16 protein-coding genes are annotated in these 16,375 nt (G+C 42.5%); 10 read left to right on the top strand and 6 right to left on the bottom strand.

Annotated features, from left to right (window positions below):
• Nucleotides 1-298 precede the first annotated feature (298 nt).
• From RB622_RS24210 to RB622_RS24190, 5 genes are all read left to right on the top strand, one after another.
• Nucleotides 299-1,555 (top strand): DUF4105 domain-containing protein, encoded by a 1,257-nt coding sequence (locus RB622_RS24210; protein ID WP_308049315.1) that lies wholly within the window; start codon nucleotides 299-301, stop codon nucleotides 1,553-1,555.
• Between the two features lie 63 nt (nucleotides 1,556-1,618).
• Nucleotides 1,619-2,491, top strand: a complete 873-nt coding sequence (locus tag RB622_RS24205; protein ID WP_308049314.1) for a UbiA family prenyltransferase — start codon at nucleotides 1,619-1,621, stop codon at nucleotides 2,489-2,491.
• Entirely contained in the window at nucleotides 2,488-3,570 is a 1,083-nt protein-coding gene (locus RB622_RS24200) for a type III polyketide synthase (protein ID WP_308049313.1), read from the top strand. The genes RB622_RS24205 and RB622_RS24200 overlap by 4 nt, the downstream gene beginning before the upstream one ends.
• Nucleotides 3,563-4,267, top strand: coding sequence for a methyltransferase domain-containing protein (locus RB622_RS24195; RefSeq protein ID WP_308049312.1), 705 nt, complete (start codon nucleotides 3,563-3,565; stop codon nucleotides 4,265-4,267). The genes RB622_RS24200 and RB622_RS24195 overlap by 8 nt, the downstream gene beginning before the upstream one ends.
• On the top strand, nucleotides 4,227-5,387 hold the full coding sequence (locus RB622_RS24190) for an FAD-dependent oxidoreductase (protein ID WP_308049311.1): 1,161 nt from the start codon (nucleotides 4,227-4,229) through the stop codon (nucleotides 5,385-5,387). The genes RB622_RS24195 and RB622_RS24190 overlap by 41 nt, the downstream gene beginning before the upstream one ends.
• Here the strand turns inward: RB622_RS24190 and idi are convergent.
• Nucleotides 5,384-5,899, bottom strand: coding sequence for an isopentenyl-diphosphate Delta-isomerase (gene idi, locus RB622_RS24185; RefSeq protein WP_308049310.1), 516 nt, complete (start codon nucleotides 5,897-5,899; stop codon nucleotides 5,384-5,386). The genes RB622_RS24190 and idi overlap by 4 nt on opposite strands.
• A gap of 375 nt (nucleotides 5,900-6,274) precedes the next feature.
• Between idi and RB622_RS24180 the strand changes: the two genes are divergently transcribed.
• Nucleotides 6,275-7,078 carry a helix-turn-helix domain-containing protein gene (locus RB622_RS24180; RefSeq protein ID WP_308049309.1) on the top strand — a complete coding sequence of 268 codons (804 nt, stop codon included), beginning with the start codon at nucleotides 6,275-6,277 and terminating at the stop codon, nucleotides 7,076-7,078.
• Between the two features lie 353 nt (nucleotides 7,079-7,431).
• Nucleotides 7,432-7,728: a hypothetical protein gene (locus RB622_RS24175; RefSeq protein WP_308049308.1), complete on the top strand. Its 297-nt coding sequence runs from the start codon at nucleotides 7,432-7,434 to the stop codon at nucleotides 7,726-7,728.
• A 64-nt stretch (nucleotides 7,729-7,792) separates the two neighbouring features.
• On the opposite strand, the gene RB622_RS24170 is transcribed toward RB622_RS24175, so the two are convergent.
• Nucleotides 7,793-8,239, bottom strand: coding sequence for a hypothetical protein (locus tag RB622_RS24170; RefSeq protein WP_308049307.1), 447 nt, complete (start codon nucleotides 8,237-8,239; stop codon nucleotides 7,793-7,795).
• A gap of 402 nt (nucleotides 8,240-8,641) precedes the next feature.
• Nucleotides 8,642-10,267 (bottom strand): NADP-dependent glyceraldehyde-3-phosphate dehydrogenase, encoded by a 1,626-nt coding sequence (locus tag RB622_RS24165; protein WP_308049306.1) that lies wholly within the window; start codon nucleotides 10,265-10,267, stop codon nucleotides 8,642-8,644.
• Between the two features lie 526 nt (nucleotides 10,268-10,793).
• Here RB622_RS24165 and RB622_RS24160 point away from each other — a divergent pair.
• A complete protein-coding gene (locus tag RB622_RS24160; RefSeq protein WP_308049305.1) occupies nucleotides 10,794-11,057 on the top strand; it encodes a hypothetical protein in 264 nt (87 codons plus the stop codon).
• A gap of 87 nt (nucleotides 11,058-11,144) precedes the next feature.
• Here RB622_RS24160 and RB622_RS24155 read toward each other — a convergent pair whose 3' ends face one another.
• Nucleotides 11,145-12,032: an AraC family transcriptional regulator gene (locus RB622_RS24155; RefSeq protein ID WP_308049304.1), complete on the bottom strand. Its 888-nt coding sequence runs from the start codon at nucleotides 12,030-12,032 to the stop codon at nucleotides 11,145-11,147.
• A gap of 175 nt (nucleotides 12,033-12,207) precedes the next feature.
• Here RB622_RS24155 and RB622_RS24150 point away from each other — a divergent pair, with 175 nt between their 5' ends.
• Nucleotides 12,208-13,647, top strand: coding sequence for an arabinose isomerase (locus RB622_RS24150; RefSeq protein ID WP_308049303.1), 1,440 nt, complete (start codon nucleotides 12,208-12,210; stop codon nucleotides 13,645-13,647).
• Nucleotides 13,648-13,960: 313 nt separating this feature from the next.
• On the opposite strand, the gene RB622_RS24145 is transcribed toward RB622_RS24150, so the two are convergent.
• Both RB622_RS24145 and RB622_RS24140 read right to left on the bottom strand, forming a co-directional pair.
• Nucleotides 13,961-14,536 carry a hypothetical protein gene (locus RB622_RS24145; RefSeq protein WP_308049301.1) on the bottom strand — a complete coding sequence of 192 codons (576 nt, stop codon included), beginning with the start codon at nucleotides 14,534-14,536 and terminating at the stop codon, nucleotides 13,961-13,963.
• Between the two features lie 129 nt (nucleotides 14,537-14,665).
• The gene (locus tag RB622_RS24140; RefSeq protein ID WP_308049299.1) at nucleotides 14,666-15,832 is read right to left on the bottom strand and encodes a THUMP domain-containing protein; all 1,167 of its coding nucleotides are present in this window, start codon (nucleotides 15,830-15,832) and stop codon (nucleotides 14,666-14,668) included.
• 159 nt (nucleotides 15,833-15,991) lie between these two features.
• On the opposite strand from RB622_RS24140, the gene RB622_RS24135 reads away from it, so the two are divergent.
• A complete protein-coding gene (locus tag RB622_RS24135; RefSeq protein WP_308049298.1) occupies nucleotides 15,992-16,324 on the top strand; it encodes a protein tyrosine phosphatase in 333 nt (110 codons plus the stop codon).
• The last annotated feature ends 51 nt before the right edge of the window (nucleotides 16,325-16,375 follow it).

Below are 16,375 nucleotides of genomic sequence, written 5' to 3'. Positions count from 1 at the left end.
TGGCATCAGCGAATTTGTTTTGAACTAACCGTGAGCATGCGATGGTGGATTGGAAGGAAATAGTCACGATGTGATGAGATATCTATGGAAAGATGCTTTTGTATACAAAAGGAATCTTAAATCTCGGTTTAAATAAGTTGGGAAGGATAAAAAGTTTGTTTGCAGCAGCATTCCCGGTCATCAATAACGATCAGTTCCTGTTTTTACGGCGGCTGACGAAAAGATAGAATTCATTGTAGTCTGAGTAAAAGGAGAAGCAACTTGTTTCTCTTTTTCTTTTAATTAGATTGAAGGATTCTTGAAAGCAAAAAAATCAAAATCATTTATTTACTTTTCGGTGAAGCAATCCATCACACATTTTAGTCGCTTCTTGCAGATGCTATTATTTTGTAAAACCATTGTAAAAAAGCGGCTTCTCTTTATCTTCTTTTTATTATCCTTAACGGGTTCTGCACAAGCCATTTTATCCGGTCAGGCCGAGATTGCTGTGATAACCTGCGGGCCGTCGCAGGAGGAACTTTATTCGGCATTCGGGCATAGCGCTATTCGTGTTCGGGACTCTGAGTCGGGGTTGGACCTGGCCTATAACTATGGTGTTTTTAAGTTTGACACAAAATTCTATTTCAACTTTACCCGCGGAAACTTGCTATACAACCTCGGTGTCTATCCGTATACCAGATTTCGTGACGATTATATCCGGCAAAACCGATACATAAATGAGCAGATACTAAATCTAACGCCTGCGCAGAAGCAGCAGGTTATGGATTATTTGCCGAATAATACCAGGCCTGAAAATGCGACCTACCGCTATGATTATTTTTACTACAATTGTGCTACGAAAGTTCGGGACGTATTGGTGACGTTGTTCGGGGATCGCATGCAATTTAATGATTCATATGCTGGCGTAGGCCATACAATCCGGGATCTTACAGCTATGTACCTGACCCGCCAGCCATGGGGGAAACTGGGCATTGATATTTGTCTGGGGTTGCCTATGGACAAAAAACTAACAGCGTTAGAATGTATGTTCCTTCCCGACTTTATAGAATCCGGGTTTGACCATGCTACACTTAACGGAGTCCCGATCGTGAAAAAGAAAATTTTAATTTATAAGAGCAGGCCGGAAGTTCCCGACATAAGCATGTTTCATCCCTGGGCGGTTTTTGGTCTGTTTCTGTTGATTACCACATGGCTGTCTTATCACGACTGGAAAAAGAAAAGGCTTACAAAATGGTTTGATTGCATCTTATTTTCAATTTTGGGATGGGTGGGAGTTTGTCTTGCCATGTTATGGGTTGCCACCGACCATCAGGCCGCTGCCAAAAACTTTAATTTACTCTGGGCTTTCCCCTTTCATGCAATCGCTGGCATTTGGTTGGTCGGAAACCGGAATTATCCGTTTTTGGTGAAATATTTTATGGTTGTGACGATCCTTTCAGCGCTTACTTTATTACTTTGGTCCATCCTGCCACAGCATCTCAATGTATTTTTAATTCCGCTTGTCCTGGCTTCAGGAATCCGGGCATTTGTTATATCCGCAGTGTTAAAGCCTTGAGACGGACCGATTCCTATCTTTGAATTTGCCAAAATTGATTTATATTACGGTATAAGCGCATCTATGATTGACAGAAATACCATAAAGCTCCTGAGAATTCCGTTCTCTTTTTTTTTAATGCCGCTGTTTCTGTTTGCCCTCAGCCAGGCAGAAACAATTTTATTTCCCGGGGCAATACTTTCATTTTTAGTTATTCATTTCCTGGTTTATCCGGCCAGCAATGGTTATAACAGTTATATCGACCGGGATGAGGATAGTATTGGTGGCATTGAAAAACCGCCGATGCCTACCAAAAAGTTATTTTATCTAACGATTTTTATGGACAGTCTTGCGCTGATATTAGCTTCGGTTTTTGTCAGTTTGTTGTTCGCTTTTTGCCTTGCCTTGTACATCGCCGCCTCACGGGCTTACAGTTCCCGGCTCATTAGACTGAAAAAATATGCCATTCCCGGTTTCCTCGTTGTCACGATTTTTCAGGGCGCATTTACGTATTACATGTCGATTGTCGGCATAACCGGTGGTACGTTGCCATGGGATAAACCAACGATGTACATCCTCTTAGGTTGTTCATTTCAGATCGCCGGCGCCTATCCGCTCACCCAGATTTACCAGCATCAGCAGGATCTACGCGACGGGGTGGTTACGCTAAGTTATAAGCTCGGCTATCGCGGAACATTCTTTTTTACTGGCCTGATGTTTATTTTATGTAATATTTTTTACTATTTATACTTTGAAAGCATCGATTCTGGAACGGTTTTTTTTATTATCCAATTGTTCTTTTTGCCTGTTGTCGCCTATTTCGGCTATTGGTTTTATCTTGTAAATCAGGATACTCGTAACGCCAGTTTTAAGAACACGATGCGGATGAACTGGATTGCAGGGTTGTGTATGAACAGTTGTTTTTTAGTACTCATTATTATAAATTATTTCCGTTGAGTTATATCACCGCTATTGAAACCGCAGTTCCTGGAAATTGTTTTTCGCAAGACACACTGGCCGCATTTTATATGGCCACCACAGATGATGAAGCAGACAAACGCAAGATAAAGATCGTGTCTGCCAAGACCGGAATTCAAAAAAGATATTCGGTCGTGAATGATTTTGGAGAGAAATCATCCGAATTTGAATTGTTTGACAGGAGCCGGGATAGGGAAGCAGGGCTTTCTGAGCGCATGCAGGTTTACAAAAAATATGCAACGCAGCTTTCCCTGGACGCGATAAGGCAGATCAGGGATTTTGATGAAAAGAAGCAAAGTATTACCCACCTGATCACGGTAACCTGCACGGGGTTGTTCGCCCCCGGGCTGGATATTGAGCTGATCCGGGAACTTAACCTGAACCCCGAAATACAACGCAGCAGCGTCAACTTCATGGGCTGTAATGCTGCGATTATCGCGTTGAAAAACGCTGACGCCATATGCCGAAGTCAGCCCAATGCGAACGTGCTTGTGATTTGCACGGAGCTCTGCACGATTCACTTTCAGAAAAGATACAATGACGATTACCTTCTTTCCAATCTGATATTTGGAGACGGCGCCGCGGCCGTTTTGGTAAGTTCAGGACCTGATGCGACGTATTTTGGAAAGAAAATAGAGATCAACCGGTTCAATTCGATGGTGCTCCATCACGGATACCGCGATATGGCCTGGCAATTGTCTGAAACAGGGTTCATCATGAGCCTGACCTCTTATGTGCCGGGGTTAATCAAGGAAAATATTCTACCACTGTTAGGTAATATAGGCCTTGTGTCCTCTGATATAGCACATTGGGCGATTCATCCGGGTGGAAAGAAGATCGTTGACGATTTTGCGGCTGCGCTGCAACTGGATAAGACCTTACTTGCCGAAGCCTATGATGTGTTGAAAAACTACGGAAATATGTCGTCGCCAACGGTATTGTTTGTGCTGAAACAGGTTTTGAAAAAAGCTGAGTCGGCTGCCTTTGGAGAAAAGCTTTTTGCCGCTGCTTTCGGTCCCGGACTGAGTATAGAAACCATGCAGCTTCAGTATGTTTAAAAACAGAAGTCAAAAAAAGGAGCTGCTCGACCAGGAAAATATCCCGGAGCAGGATTTATTTCAAAATCTGCGCGAACTGGATTTTATAAATCACTGGCTGGGTGGATATGATATCTCTTTTGCAGGATTGAAAAAACTGATCGAACCTGAACGAAAGTATACCTTTGTTGACATTGGCTGTGGGGGAGGGGATACGTTAAAGCGGATTAAAAAGTGGCGAGCGAAAAAGGGTTATCATATTGATTTACATGGTGTTGATTTGAAATTGGTTTGTATCCGGTACGCCGAAAATAATCCTGAAAATGACGGAATTAATTTCATTTGTGATGATTACAAAAACATTTTCAATCACATTCCCCAAATCGATATCATCCACGCCTGTCTGTTTTGTCATCATTTGTCAAATGATGCATTGATCAGGTTGATCAGGTTTGCTATGGAACGCAAATCTATTTTACTGATCAATGATCTGGAACGTAACCGTTTTGCTTATTATGCCATAAAACTGCTGACGGGATTGTTCTCAAAATCTTATCTCGTAAAAAATGATGCACCGCTTTCAGTATTAAGAGGTTTTAAAAAGAGAGAATGGCTTGCGATCCTGGGAGAAGCCGGTGCGAAAAAATATACCGTGAAAAATAAATGGGCGTTCAGGCATGAAGTCATCGTATATGGAGCCGGGCATGAAAACCTATGATTGCGCGATTATCGGAGGCGGGTTGGCCGGGCTTTGCCTGGCTATCCAGCTTGCCGAGAAGGATATTGATGTGGTGTTGTTCGAGAAAAATGAGTATCCGTTTCACAAGGTTTGCGGCGAGTATATTTCAATGGAAAGTCTGGATTTTCTGAAACGGCTAGGCCTGCCATTTGAAGCGCTGAACCTCCCTGTGATCAATGAACTTGGCATAAGTTCTGAAAAAGGGTTTATACTCGATCATACGATGAAAATGGGCGGTTTTGGTATTAGCCGGTATAGTCTGGATCATCATTTAAGTCGGATAGCCATCTTAAAGCATGTGACGCTTTTGCAAAATTGCAAGGTGAATGCCGTTGAGAAAAAAGACGGGCAGGACTACGAAATATATACCTCGCAGGGCATTTTTAGCGCCGGCATTGTATGCGGGAGTTACGGAAAGTATACGCCCTCATTTATTCAAAAGGACGAGGATTACGCTGCCGTGGAAAATAAGGACGGGGTAAATTACATCGGTGTTAAATATCATATCAAAACGGATCTTGCACAAAACCGTATCGAGCTGCACAATTTTAGTGACGGTTATTGCGGTATTTCCAAAGTAGATAACGGCTGGTATTGTTTGTGCTACCTGACGACGTCAAGAAATCTTCAAAACCATGGCAAGGATATTAAGGCCATGGAAGCACAGGTACTTTACAAAAATCCTTACTTAAAGCGTTATTTTTCTGAATCCGAATTTGTTCATTCTGCACCGCTCGCCATCAGTAATATTCATTTCAGCAAAAAGCAGACGCATGTAAGAGACATGTTTCTGTTGGGCGATGCTGCCGGGACCATTACGCCCTTATGCGGGAATGGCATGAGCATGGGCATGCGCGCTTCGTTTTTGCTTGCGACGGAGCTCGTCCGGTATTTTCAAAAGCAAAGTTCATTGGAGGAGGCGCTGGCAGGATATAGTTTGGCCTGGAATAGAAATTTCCGGCAGCGAATTACAGCCGGACATTACCTGCAAAGTCTTTTTGGGAAGAAAAACACAACGCATTTTGCTTTAAAGACACTGGCACAAGTTCCGGTGGTCATGGATAAGCTGGTCGCCTTAACGCACGGCCAGGCGTTTTAAAGTTTAATTTTACTTAATACATCATCCAGACAGATTTTGAACCATTCGGTGTACAAATCTGGCCTTTGCTTCATGTCCAGACGCAAATCATCCGGCGAAATATATTTATAATCCAACACTTCTTCGGGATTGATACGCGGTGTTTCATCAGAAACCGCCCAAAAAATGTGATCGAGTTCGTGTTCGATAAGTCCGTTATCCACGGCGGCTTCATACCGGAAGGAGTACAGGAAATAAAGTGGAGAATGGATGCCCATTTCCTCCTTGAGCCGCCTTTTTGCGCCCGTTAACGCGCCTTCATTTGGGAATGGGTGGCTGCAACAAGTATTGGACCAAAGTCCTTCTGAGTGATATTTTCCGTAAGCTCTTTGCTGTAATAACAGTTCGCCGTTCGTATTGAAAATAAAAACAGAAAATGCACGGTGCAACGCCCCTTTCTGATGCGCCTCCAGCTTGGGCATTAAACCGATTTCGTCATCATTCTCATTTACTAAAACAACCTGATTTTTCATTGCTAACCTGAATTTAGGGTTTGGCCGGGAAATATTATTCCCCTGATTTATAAGTAGCTGTTGGCAATTAGCTATATGCGATTAGCTCAGTAACCGGGTGATAAATAGCTTATTATAAAAATCAATAATATGAACTCATTTTTCACTACTACTTACTACGGATATTGATAACAAAATATTGCCATAAAAGATCAATTTGATGGATTATTATTGCATAAAAAGGTTAGTTGACCCCCTTTATGCATCCAGGTATGGTCTGGCTTTCATTATTTTAGATAAAAAAAATTTGATGTAAAAAGTAGGATGTATTAAAAATATTCCTACATTTGATATTGAAAATATCTATTGATTGATTTCAAAAGTATCTGATACGTTATGGCAACTCAGCAATTATTTTGGTCAGGAAACATCAGGCATCTCCGGCTTAGGAAAAAAATGAGTCAGGAGACATTGGCTGAAAAACTGGGAATTTCCCGTGTGAAGCTCAATGCGCATGAAAGTGGAAGAACGGTGAATCCGACGGTGGAGGATCTGGTGAACACTTCAGAGTTTTTTAAAATGAGTATCGATTGCCTTCTTAAAATTGACCTGTCGAAGCTCAGCGAGCAAAAGATTCAGGACCTTGAAGAAGGAAGTGAAGCGTACATGTCCGGAAGCAAGATCAGGGTACTGGCGATTACGGTAGATAAGGACGAAGCGGAAAACATTGAGTATGTGCCCGTGAAAGCGAAGGCAGGTTACCGGTCGGGGTATAACGATCCCGAATTCCTTGCGGGGCTTCCTAAATTTAATCTGCCGAACCTTCCCAAAAACGGGACATTCAGAATGTTCCCGACGATCGGTGATTCGATGTTGCCGGTGCCGGAAGGTAGTGATATTGTTACGCGGTATGTTCAGGATTGGCGGATACTCAAAAAAGGAACACCCTGTATCGTGATTCTGAAAGGCGATCAGGACTTTGTATTTAAGCAGGTGACGATCAATGCTGACGGAACCATGCTGCTGCAATCTTTTAATAAACAGTATTTTGCCTATACGGTGCCATCATCCGAGGTGCTTGAATTATGGGAGTATTATAGTTTTCACAGCAAGCAACTTCCTGAACCGCAGACAGATATGCAGCAATTGCTGAAAATGTTGCAGGAAGTTCAGTTAGAGATTAAAGATTTGAAAAAATAATTGAGATTGGGTGTAGTAAGGAATAAAGGCTCCGGGTTTTGGTTCAACCTGAGAGCCTTTATTTTTATGTTACCGGCCAGTTTTTCCGTTAAATTGTTAATCATTTCAAACAGTGCACCACCAAACAAATAGTAGGCAATCGCGTTCGTCCTGTCTGTAAGCTTTTTACAGGATTAAAATTAAATAAACAATACTAAATGTTACCATTTGGCACTTTTGCAGTCTAATATTCGTTGTATAGGATTAATGGTGTAACGTTAAATAACTTTTTGTGCATAAAGCATTAGAAATATACCGTTATTTTTTTTAATTAAACTATTTTTAGGTCTGTAAAAAATAAAGACAAAGAAGCCATGGTACATGAAAAAGTTTTCATACTGAAAAACAGGAGAGAGGTAAAGGTAATTTTCAAATCGATACAGAATTCTATCGCTCAAAAATTGAAATTCGATTACGAAATATTGATAAGAGAACCGGGCGAAAAAGCATTCCGTCTTCCTATTGGCGTCAGTCACCCCAAATATTGGAAATTGCAGAAGGTAAGTAAGGAACAGGGGCGTGAACTTATTTTAATGTACAGCGGAATAACGCGGAGGCATTTGCAGGAAGCAGAGCAGGAGTTTAATAATCTGGTTTTGGTATCGGCCTGATCGGCAAGCTGTCATTTTATTGCACCAGCTTCTTTTCTTACGAAAGGAAGCTGGTTTTTTATTGCTAATAAATACGTTTCACAACAACTTTACTGTTGGTCAGCTGTGCGGCATAGGCACGGGCATTTTCATTGGGCTGCGAAATAAAAGTTTGTTTCTTTTTCTTCCCGTCCGTTGTAACCCAGTTGGCAGAATAAATCTCAAAGGGAGGTGCCCCTGCATAAATCGGACGGTTATCGGAATGAACAAAATTGTCTTCTTCTTCGTAGGCCAGTTCCAGGTCGCTTCCTTCTATCACTTCACAAATAATTCTCAATTTTCCAAATTCATCATCTGCCAGACCTTTGATCCGGGCCTTTCCGAAAAAAGGTTCTTCTCCAAACTCCCAACGGTCGTAGTATTCTATCACATTTCCTATCTGAGAATCAATATAATCTGCACTTAACTTTGTGTCCTGGTCCATGGTAGTAACGGCTTTGTTTAACAATTCTTTTTCGGGCAATCTTATCACTGATTTTAGTGATTTAGACTTATGGGCAATCCTGTATATTCATGTCATTAAGCTCAAAACGGTGACTTTATTTTTACGAATATTTGCAAATATAGGAACGCCCGTATATCTATAACACAAAGCGTAAGTTTTATTAATCTTTTTGCAGGTAAAATAGAAATAAATTTTATTATTAGGTGTGTAATTCAATAAAATTCAGCGCTAGTAAGTTAACGACAGATCTGTAAATTATTTTATTTCAATACTTTATATTGATTAACGGGTAATAAAAATATTTTTGAAAAAGTAAGATTTGATTGAATCTAAATTAGCTTGCCGAAGCAAAAAAATCCCGCCGATGTCAGTATTGCGCTGAGATCGGCGGGAAGAGCAGTTTTTATTGATTTTCAGGATGATCTTTTATTAGAAAATAAACTTGGTGCTCAGGAAATTAGAAGTATCATTTTTAACCACTTCATTGATCAGATTTGTGTTGCTCTCATTCATTTTAAAAGCAACCAGTGAACGGATCGAGAACGAGCGGATGGCATCAGGAATGGAAAGTGTGCCTTCTGCGCTGTCCTTACGCCCGGTGAAAGGAAAGGCATCCGGTCCGCGCTGCGATTGCGTGTTAATATTCACACGACTCACAAGGTTCACCAACGGATCGATAAGCCAGGCGACTTCCTCAGCATTATTGCTGAAAATACTTACCTGCTGGCCATGCGTTGATTCGATCAAAAAGTCGATGGTTTCTTCCAGATCATCAAAAGGAACGATCGGAATGATTGGCCCGAATTGCTCCTCGCGATACAGTTTCATTTTATCATTTACCGGGTAAACAACCGCAGGATAGAAGAAAGACGCCGCTGAAACACCGCCGTTTTCGTTCATAACTTTGGCGCCATGCGCTTCGGCATCAGCAAGGCACTCATTCAGGTAATCCACTTTATTAGGTTCTGGCAGGGGCGTCAGCGATACACCTTTTTCCCATGGCATGCCATATTTCAGCTGCCCGACAGCTTCATTGAATTGTTTAATGAATTCGTCTGCAATGCTTCTGTGTACCCATACAATTTTCAGGGCAGTACAGCGCTGACCGTTGAATGACAACGAACCGGTAATGGTTTCTTTTACTGCCAGGCTGATATCCGCATGAGCGGTCACGATCGCGGCATTTTTTGCATCAAGCCCCAAAACTGCCCGGAGACGGTTCACTTTCGGGTGCTGCTTTTTCAGTTCATTAGCCACTTTACTTGAACCGATCAAAGTAAGCACGTTGATCTTCCCGGATTGCATCAGGCCAGGGACAATCACGTTTCCACGGCCGTAAATGACGTTTACGACACCTTTGGGGAAACAATCCCGGAATGCTTCCTGCAATGGATAATGCAGCAATGTTCCGAATTTCGGAGGTTTGAACAGAATCGTGTTCCCCATGATCAGCGCGGGGATAAGCGTCGTGAAGGTTTCGTTCAATGGATAGTTAAACGGCCCCATACACAATACGACACCCAGCGGAGACCGGCGGATCTGGGCTGCAATGCCATCCACAATTTTAAAACCCGACGAATCCCGGTCCAGATGTTTCAGTGAATCGATGGTCGCATAGATATATTCGACAGTACGGTCAAATTCTTTGGTCGAGTCGGCAAAAGATTTACCGATTTCCCACATGATGAGTTTGACAATAATTTCCTTTTGTTCGATCATTTTACCTGTGAACTGCTCAACGCGTTTGATACGCTCTGCAACGTCCATGGTTGGCCATTCGCCGCGGCCGTTATCGTAGGCCTGCACAGCCGCGTCCAGTGATTCCTGCGCCTCCTTTTCAGTACTTACCGGATAGCTGCCTATCAGCTTTCTTTCGAGTCCGTTTTCAGTTTTAACGCAGATCGGAGAATATACTTCATGAACCTGTCCGTTCCACTGTTTCATTTCGCCATTGCTCAAATACTCGCGCTGATGAATTTCCCCGGGAAGAGAAAACTCAGCAGGCACGTCTTTGGCTTCAACAAAGAGGTTTTCTAATGTTGTTTTGAAATCCATTGTTAAGATTTTGAAAAAATAAATACAAATTGAAAATGCAATATTACATGTCTAAATGACAATTAAAAATCAGGGCACAAAAATCTAAACTCAATTTAAGCCGATAATTTTCCTGATTGTTAATTTGTTCCAAAACTATTTTTAAATATTAACTATTCCAATGTTTAATATGTATTTATAAATAATTTTAGCTTAAATGACTGTAACAGAGAATAATAAAGTCGCATCGGTTACATGTGATTTTTGCATCAAATTCTAGTTAATCATATAACAGTTGAATAAGTAAATGAAGTTGTTTGAACTCATCGGTAATCCCGAAGAGATGATATTATTGTAGAAAATCCGATCAAACATTCAGCTCATGACCCTGAAAGGGTTACATAACGATTTCAAAAATCAAAATTACAGCGCCGCCAAAAATTCTTATACCGCAACGAATCACAAATAGAAGCGTGTTTCATGTAGTTTTGATGTGAAAAAAATAGTATTATATTTACAATAATTACTAATTAAACACAGTGGAGGTATGGCCAGAGCAAATAATCTTAGCGGCCTTGACACAATTGCAAGGCGAAAAACATCCAACCGGGCCTTTGAGGACATGAAAGCGGGAAAAGTTGATGCGGCCAAAATTCATACGCAGGAAGTTCCGGAAAAGCGAACGGAAGTAAAAACGAAGCAGGCAGATAAGGTCAGTATCATGGAAGCGCCAACTTTTAGGGCCAGGCTTACCGTCCGTGCACGTAAGGTGAGGCCGGTGAAAACGGGTGTGAGCATTGCGGAGGAATAACATCTTGATGGTATCTGACGATTAAAAAAACGGATAGTTGATTTTTCAGCTGTCCGTTTCTTTTACAATATGGAACAGGGAAAGCTGTTAAGATTCCCGGAAAGCTGTTGGTGTGGCGCCTGTTTTCTTTTTGAAGATTCGGGAAAAGTAAAATTCCGATTCAAATCCGGTTTTATAGGCAATTTCAGAAACCGATAAAGTGGTTTCTTTTAACATCTGGCCCGCTTTATCGAGCTTTAATTTTAAATGGTACTGGCCGGGGGAAATGCCAATCACTTCTTTAAATGCTTTGCGAAACCACACATAACTGACATGATGCTGCGAGGCAAGTTTTTCCATATTCAGGGGCTCAACCCAGTTTTCATGAAGCTGATAACGGATGTGGTGGACAATTTGTTCTTTCCGCGATCTGACGTTATCAGCCATTAATGCTGATGCATAAATCAGGCCGAGAAGCTGGATGACCAGGCAAGATGAGATTTGCTTAAAGGCAATTCCTTCAAATTTAAGCGTGTCGATCAGTCTGATAAACACATTCAAAAGTTCGGCATCAAAACCGATGTTGATGATGGGATTATCCGCTTTGAAACAGTCCTGACGCATTAGATATTCGGAATAATGGCCTCCGAAACCAACCCAAAACTCTTCCCATCCTGTTTCCTGGGAGGGGCGGTAGCGATGCCAGACACCGGGGAAAAGTAAAAAGGCCGTACCGGCTTCTACGATGGTTGGCGGAACATGCTCGCTTTCAAAAATACCGCCGCCATTGGAAATATAAACCAGTTGAAATTCGTGGATAACTCTTCCCTTTTCCCAGTTAAAACAGTATCCGTCCGGATGATTTCCGTCCGGATAATTCCGTTTCGCCTGATGCACATTATGCCCTATATTGAGAATAGACACACCCCAATTCGGTTCCGATTCGACCAATTGCTGCAACTGCTGTGGACTGAAGTACTTTCTATATAGTTCCATATCAATAAGTGTAAACAAAGCATCAAAATCTCTATTGATAACAAGACTGACTTTATCCTATTTTTGCGAGGTAAATTACTAAAATAAAGTATTTTATAAAGAATTATACTGCTATACTGATTTTTTTTAATTATTTCAACAGCGCACACCTCACGCTGTATATGTATTTTTTGATATGGCCAAAAGAAATAATTACTCGTTAAAAGTGGGTTTGTTTGGGATTGGTTTGGAGGCATACTGGGACCAGTTTGAAGGACTCGAAAGTCGTTTGAAAGGCTATGTTGGTATCGTGGAAAATAACCTTGCCGGATTTGGAGCCGAAATTATAAATCTGGGGTTAATAGATACCCCGGAGAAGGCGGTTGAAGCCGGACATCAATTCAGACAGGAGGACGTGGACCTGATTTTTTTATACGTTACAACCTATGCTTTGTCTGCGACGGTATTGCCCGTTGTGCGTCGTGCAAAGGTTCCGGTGATCGTGCTGAATCTTGTCCCGGAGGCAGCGATTGATTACGAGTGGTTTAATCGGTTGGATGATCGTACACGCATGACAGGTGAGTGGCTGGCTTATTGCTCAGCTTGTCCGGTTCCTGAAATTGCCAATGTTTTCAAGAGGGCCAGCGTACCGTTTTATCAGGTCACGGGTATGTTACATCATGATCCCGTGGCGTGGGATCAGATCAGGGAGTGGATTGAGGCCGCAAATGTCGCGCATAAGATGGCACATAACAGGCTGGGGGTGATGGGTAATTATTATAGCGGGATGCTGGATATTTATTCGGATCTGACTTTGCAGTGTGCAACCTTTGGAGGCCATGTCGAAGTTATTGAAGTGGACGAATTGTCGGCCCTGAAACAGCTGGTGGAGGATTCGGAAGTGGAAACCATGCTTGCTGAATTTCATTCAATTTTTGACATTCAATCTGACTGTTCTCAGGAAGAACTGGTTCGCGCGGCGAAAACGGCCGTGGCACTTAATAAACTCGTAGCGCAGCATGATCTGGGATCGATGGCTTATTATCACAAGGGAACGGGCAATCCCCTTAATGAAGATACCATGAGTGCTGTAATCCTGGGTAATTCCTTGCTGACTGCGCGAGGGATTCCGGTTGCAGGGGAGTATGAAATTAAAAATGCTCAGGCCATGAAAATTATGGATTTGTTTGGATCAGGAGGTTCATTTACAGAATATTATGCGATGGATTTTAACGATGATGTTGTGCTGATGGGGCATGATGGCCCGGGGCATATTGCAATCTCGGAAGGAAAAACGAAGGTTCGCCCGCTGTACGTATATCATGGAAAGGTAGGGAACGGGCTTTCCGTAGAAATGTCGGTCCGGCTTGGAGCCGTTACACTTTTGTCGGTGGTAGAAACTTTCGAGGGGAAGGTATTATTTCTGGTCGCCGAGGGGGAGTCCGTGGCGGGTCCAATCCTTGAAATTGGTAATACCAACAGCCGTTATAAATTTTCAATAGGGGCGCGGCGTTTTGTTGAAGAATGGAATAATCAGGGTCCTGCACATCACTGTGCCGTTGGTGTTGGCCATATTGCCTCAAAAATTAAGAAACTGGCTGAACTTTTGCACATCAAAACGGTTCAGATTTGCTGATCTTGAAAGTAAGCAACGGGAAGTTGTGGTTACCCTTGTGCGTGAGTGAGTGAGTGAGTGAGTGAGTGAGTGAGTGAGTGAGTGAGTGAGTGAGTGCGTGAGTGCGTGAGTGCGTGAGTGAGTGAGTGAGTGAGTGAGTGAGTGAGTGAGTGAGTGAGTGAGTGAGTGAGTGAGTGAGTGAGTGAGTGAGTGAGTGAGTGAGTGAGTGAGTGAGTGCGTGCGTGAGTGAGTGAGTGAGTGAGTGAGTGAGTGAGTGAGTGAGTGAGTGAGTGAGTGAGTGAGTGAGTGAATTTCTTTAATACTGAAAGTTACTTTACTCAATATTCCGGATCTTTATTTTGATGTCGTGCGGAGCAACTTCGTCTCCGCCAAAAAATGGAAGCAATTTATAGGCTATTCCCAATCCTCCCGAGCAATGTCTGGGCATGATGGTCGTGTTGTCATTAAACACAAAGACATAGGTATGATTGAGCGTACTCAGTCTGAAACTTGCTGTTTTGCCAAGTTCGACAGTGCCAAGTTCTTTTTCCTGCCGCTGGCCGGCTACATAAATATAAGCATAGATATGTAAGGCATTTTCCTTCCAGTTCCAGCCAAACCGGGCACTGTTTTCATGATGCTGCGAGCTGCAATCCGAAAAACCCAGCAGTTTGTTAATATCAGACTGATTGCCCGGATCCGTGGTCTGATAGATGCACGTGCTGTCAAAGATCGCCTGAAATTTCAACGCATTGCCCGTGAAAAGTCCATTGGAATTGTTGTCGATTTCATGATTGCCTTTACTGATCTTGTAAGTAATGTAATCATCACCGAAACTGGGTGTATTTCCCAGCCATTGGCAGGAAGCACACCCAAGCAAAATGAACAGAAATCCACAAATGATTCTCATCCGATGTTATTAAAGTCTGATAATTGAAACAGGCATAAAGCCGTAAATGAATACTTCAACCAAACTTTATAGTAACGACGGCGCGGAAGAAATAATACATAGCTTTCCATGATCATGATGAAAATGACATTATTTCACGGCTCTTGTTCCCTCATAAAGTTCATATTCGAGCAAACGGCAATCAATCGTGCTGGTGTAAAACTCTATTCTGCGCTTGGCTTTCAGCCCGATTTTTTTGGCCAGTTCAAGATTTCCAGTAAATACATAACCGAAATAACCCTTGCACTTTTGCTTCATGAAATCACCGATGCGGGCATAGGTTTCTTCCAGTTCTGCAACCTCACCCAATCGATCGCCATATTCAGGGTTTACAAAAAAAACACCTTTGGCTCCTTCCGGCACTTCGGTATCGGCAAAATCGCAAACGGCAAATTCGATCATATCAGCAACACCAGCGGCTATTGCATTTTTACGTGCGTTGTTGACGGCCATTTCGCTTAGATCTGTCGCCAGAATCCGCAAGCCGGGCACTTCAATAATCTGATCTTCCAGTTTATACATTTCGTTGTAATAAACCTCCTTATCGTATCCCTGAATATGCATAAAAGCAAAATTATCCTTGAAAAGCCCCGGGCGTGTATTACTTGCGATCAGCGCTGCTTCAATAGCCAGTGTTCCCGACCCGCACATCGGATTCACAAACGGGGATTTCTTATCCCATTGGCTGGCCAGAATCGTAGCCGAAGCGAGTGCTTCGAGCATTGGCGCACGTCCCGGTATTTTCCGATAGCCATGTCTGGCCAGAGAATCTCCGGAGGTATCCATGAATATCTCGGCGTTTTCATGTTTCCAGAAAAGGTGAACAACCGCGCCGCTAAGCTCAGAGCCTGTGGATGGACGCGTGCCGCGTTTTTCTCTCAATCGGTCAACAATGGCGTCTTTAACCCGGAGGTTGGCAAACATACCGTTGTTGATGGTCGGGTGCTGTACGTTGCTGGTTACCGAAAAATATCCCGGATCATGCAGAATATTTTCCCATTCCATTTTTAACAAATGGTTGTAAACATCGTCCGGATTGTTTGCGTAAAATTTTTCAAGACTGTATAAAACCTGGCTTGCACAGTACAAATTCAGGTTTAAGGTAATACAATCATTCAGGGTTCCTTTAACCCTTACGCCGGTGATAAAAGCCTCTTCAATCGTATAACCCAGATCCTTCACCTCCTGTTCAAGATAAGGCGCCAGGCGCTTGTTGCAGGTGATGATGATCGGGGCTTCGGTGGTATATAATGACATAATTCTGTTTTAGCAATGCAAAAGTAAAGCGGCAAAGGTAACGGTTCGCAGCGGAGTATTAATGCCCGACGGCTAAATGTTTGGCAGGAAGCCCTTGAAATACCTGTGAAAATGCGGTAGGTTTAGCTAAATTTTAACCAGATCGTCTTCTGCTCGTTCATGAACCTACTTTTTGTATGCAGCCGAAATCAATGGAGAAGCCCTACTGCCGAAGAAATATATAAAAACAATTCCGAGCATCAGGTGCGCTCTGCCGGAACAGAATCAGGTGCCAGAATTAAACTGACCGCCAGACTGGTCAGTTGGGCTGATATTATTTTTGTGATGGAGAAAAAACACAAACAGCGGATCACTGAGAAATTTCCGGATAAAGCCTGGCAATCAGAAATTGTTGTGCTTGATACCATGGATCACTATCAGTTTATGGATCCGGAACTGATGGATATGATTCAGATTTCAGTCGCTCCCTACCTGGATGACCATAACAATTAGAATATAATTCTTATTGTTATCACTTGGTTGTGTGATTTCAAGTAATTTTTG

It is taken from the genome of Dyadobacter sp. LHD-138 (assembly GCF_030929615.1).
GTDB lineage: Bacteria > Bacteroidota > Bacteroidia > Cytophagales > Spirosomataceae > Dyadobacter.
Note: the sequence above shows the minus strand (reverse complement) of the source record. Positions and strands in the feature narration are given on the sequence as shown.

Bases quoted from the DNA above. Each gene is read 5' to 3' on its own strand.
- RB622_RS24205 (WP_308049314.1), top strand. From the start codon at position 1,619: ATGATTGACAGAAATACCATAAAGCTCCTGAGAATTCCGTTCTCTTTT.
- RB622_RS24190 (WP_308049311.1), top strand. From the start codon at position 4,227: ATGAAGTCATCGTATATGGAGCCGGGCATGAAAACCTATGATTGCGCG.
- RB622_RS24175 (WP_308049308.1), top strand. From the start codon at position 7,432: ATGGTACATGAAAAAGTTTTCATACTGAAAAACAGGAGAGAGGTAAAG.
- RB622_RS24140 (WP_308049299.1), bottom strand. From the start codon at position 15,832: ATGTCATTATATACCACCGAAGCCCCGATCATCATCACCTGCAACAAG.
- RB622_RS24135 (WP_308049298.1), top strand. From the start codon at position 15,992: ATGAACCTACTTTTTGTATGCAGCCGAAATCAATGGAGAAGCCCTACT.
- RB622_RS24155 (WP_308049304.1), bottom strand. From the start codon at position 12,032: ATGGAACTATATAGAAAGTACTTCAGTCCACAGCAGTTGCAGCAATTG.
- idi (WP_308049310.1), bottom strand. From the start codon at position 5,899: ATGAAAAATCAGGTTGTTTTAGTAAATGAGAATGATGACGAAATCGGT.
- RB622_RS24145 (WP_308049301.1), bottom strand. From the start codon at position 14,536: ATGAGAATCATTTGTGGATTTCTGTTCATTTTGCTTGGGTGTGCTTCC.
- RB622_RS24195 (WP_308049312.1), top strand. From the start codon at position 3,563: ATGTTTAAAAACAGAAGTCAAAAAAAGGAGCTGCTCGACCAGGAAAAT.
- RB622_RS24165 (WP_308049306.1), bottom strand. From the start codon at position 10,267: ATGGATTTCAAAACAACATTAGAAAACCTCTTTGTTGAAGCCAAAGAC.
- RB622_RS24160 (WP_308049305.1), top strand. From the start codon at position 10,794: ATGGCCAGAGCAAATAATCTTAGCGGCCTTGACACAATTGCAAGGCGA.
- RB622_RS24180 (WP_308049309.1), top strand. From the start codon at position 6,275: ATGGCAACTCAGCAATTATTTTGGTCAGGAAACATCAGGCATCTCCGG.
- RB622_RS24150 (WP_308049303.1), top strand. From the start codon at position 12,208: ATGGCCAAAAGAAATAATTACTCGTTAAAAGTGGGTTTGTTTGGGATT.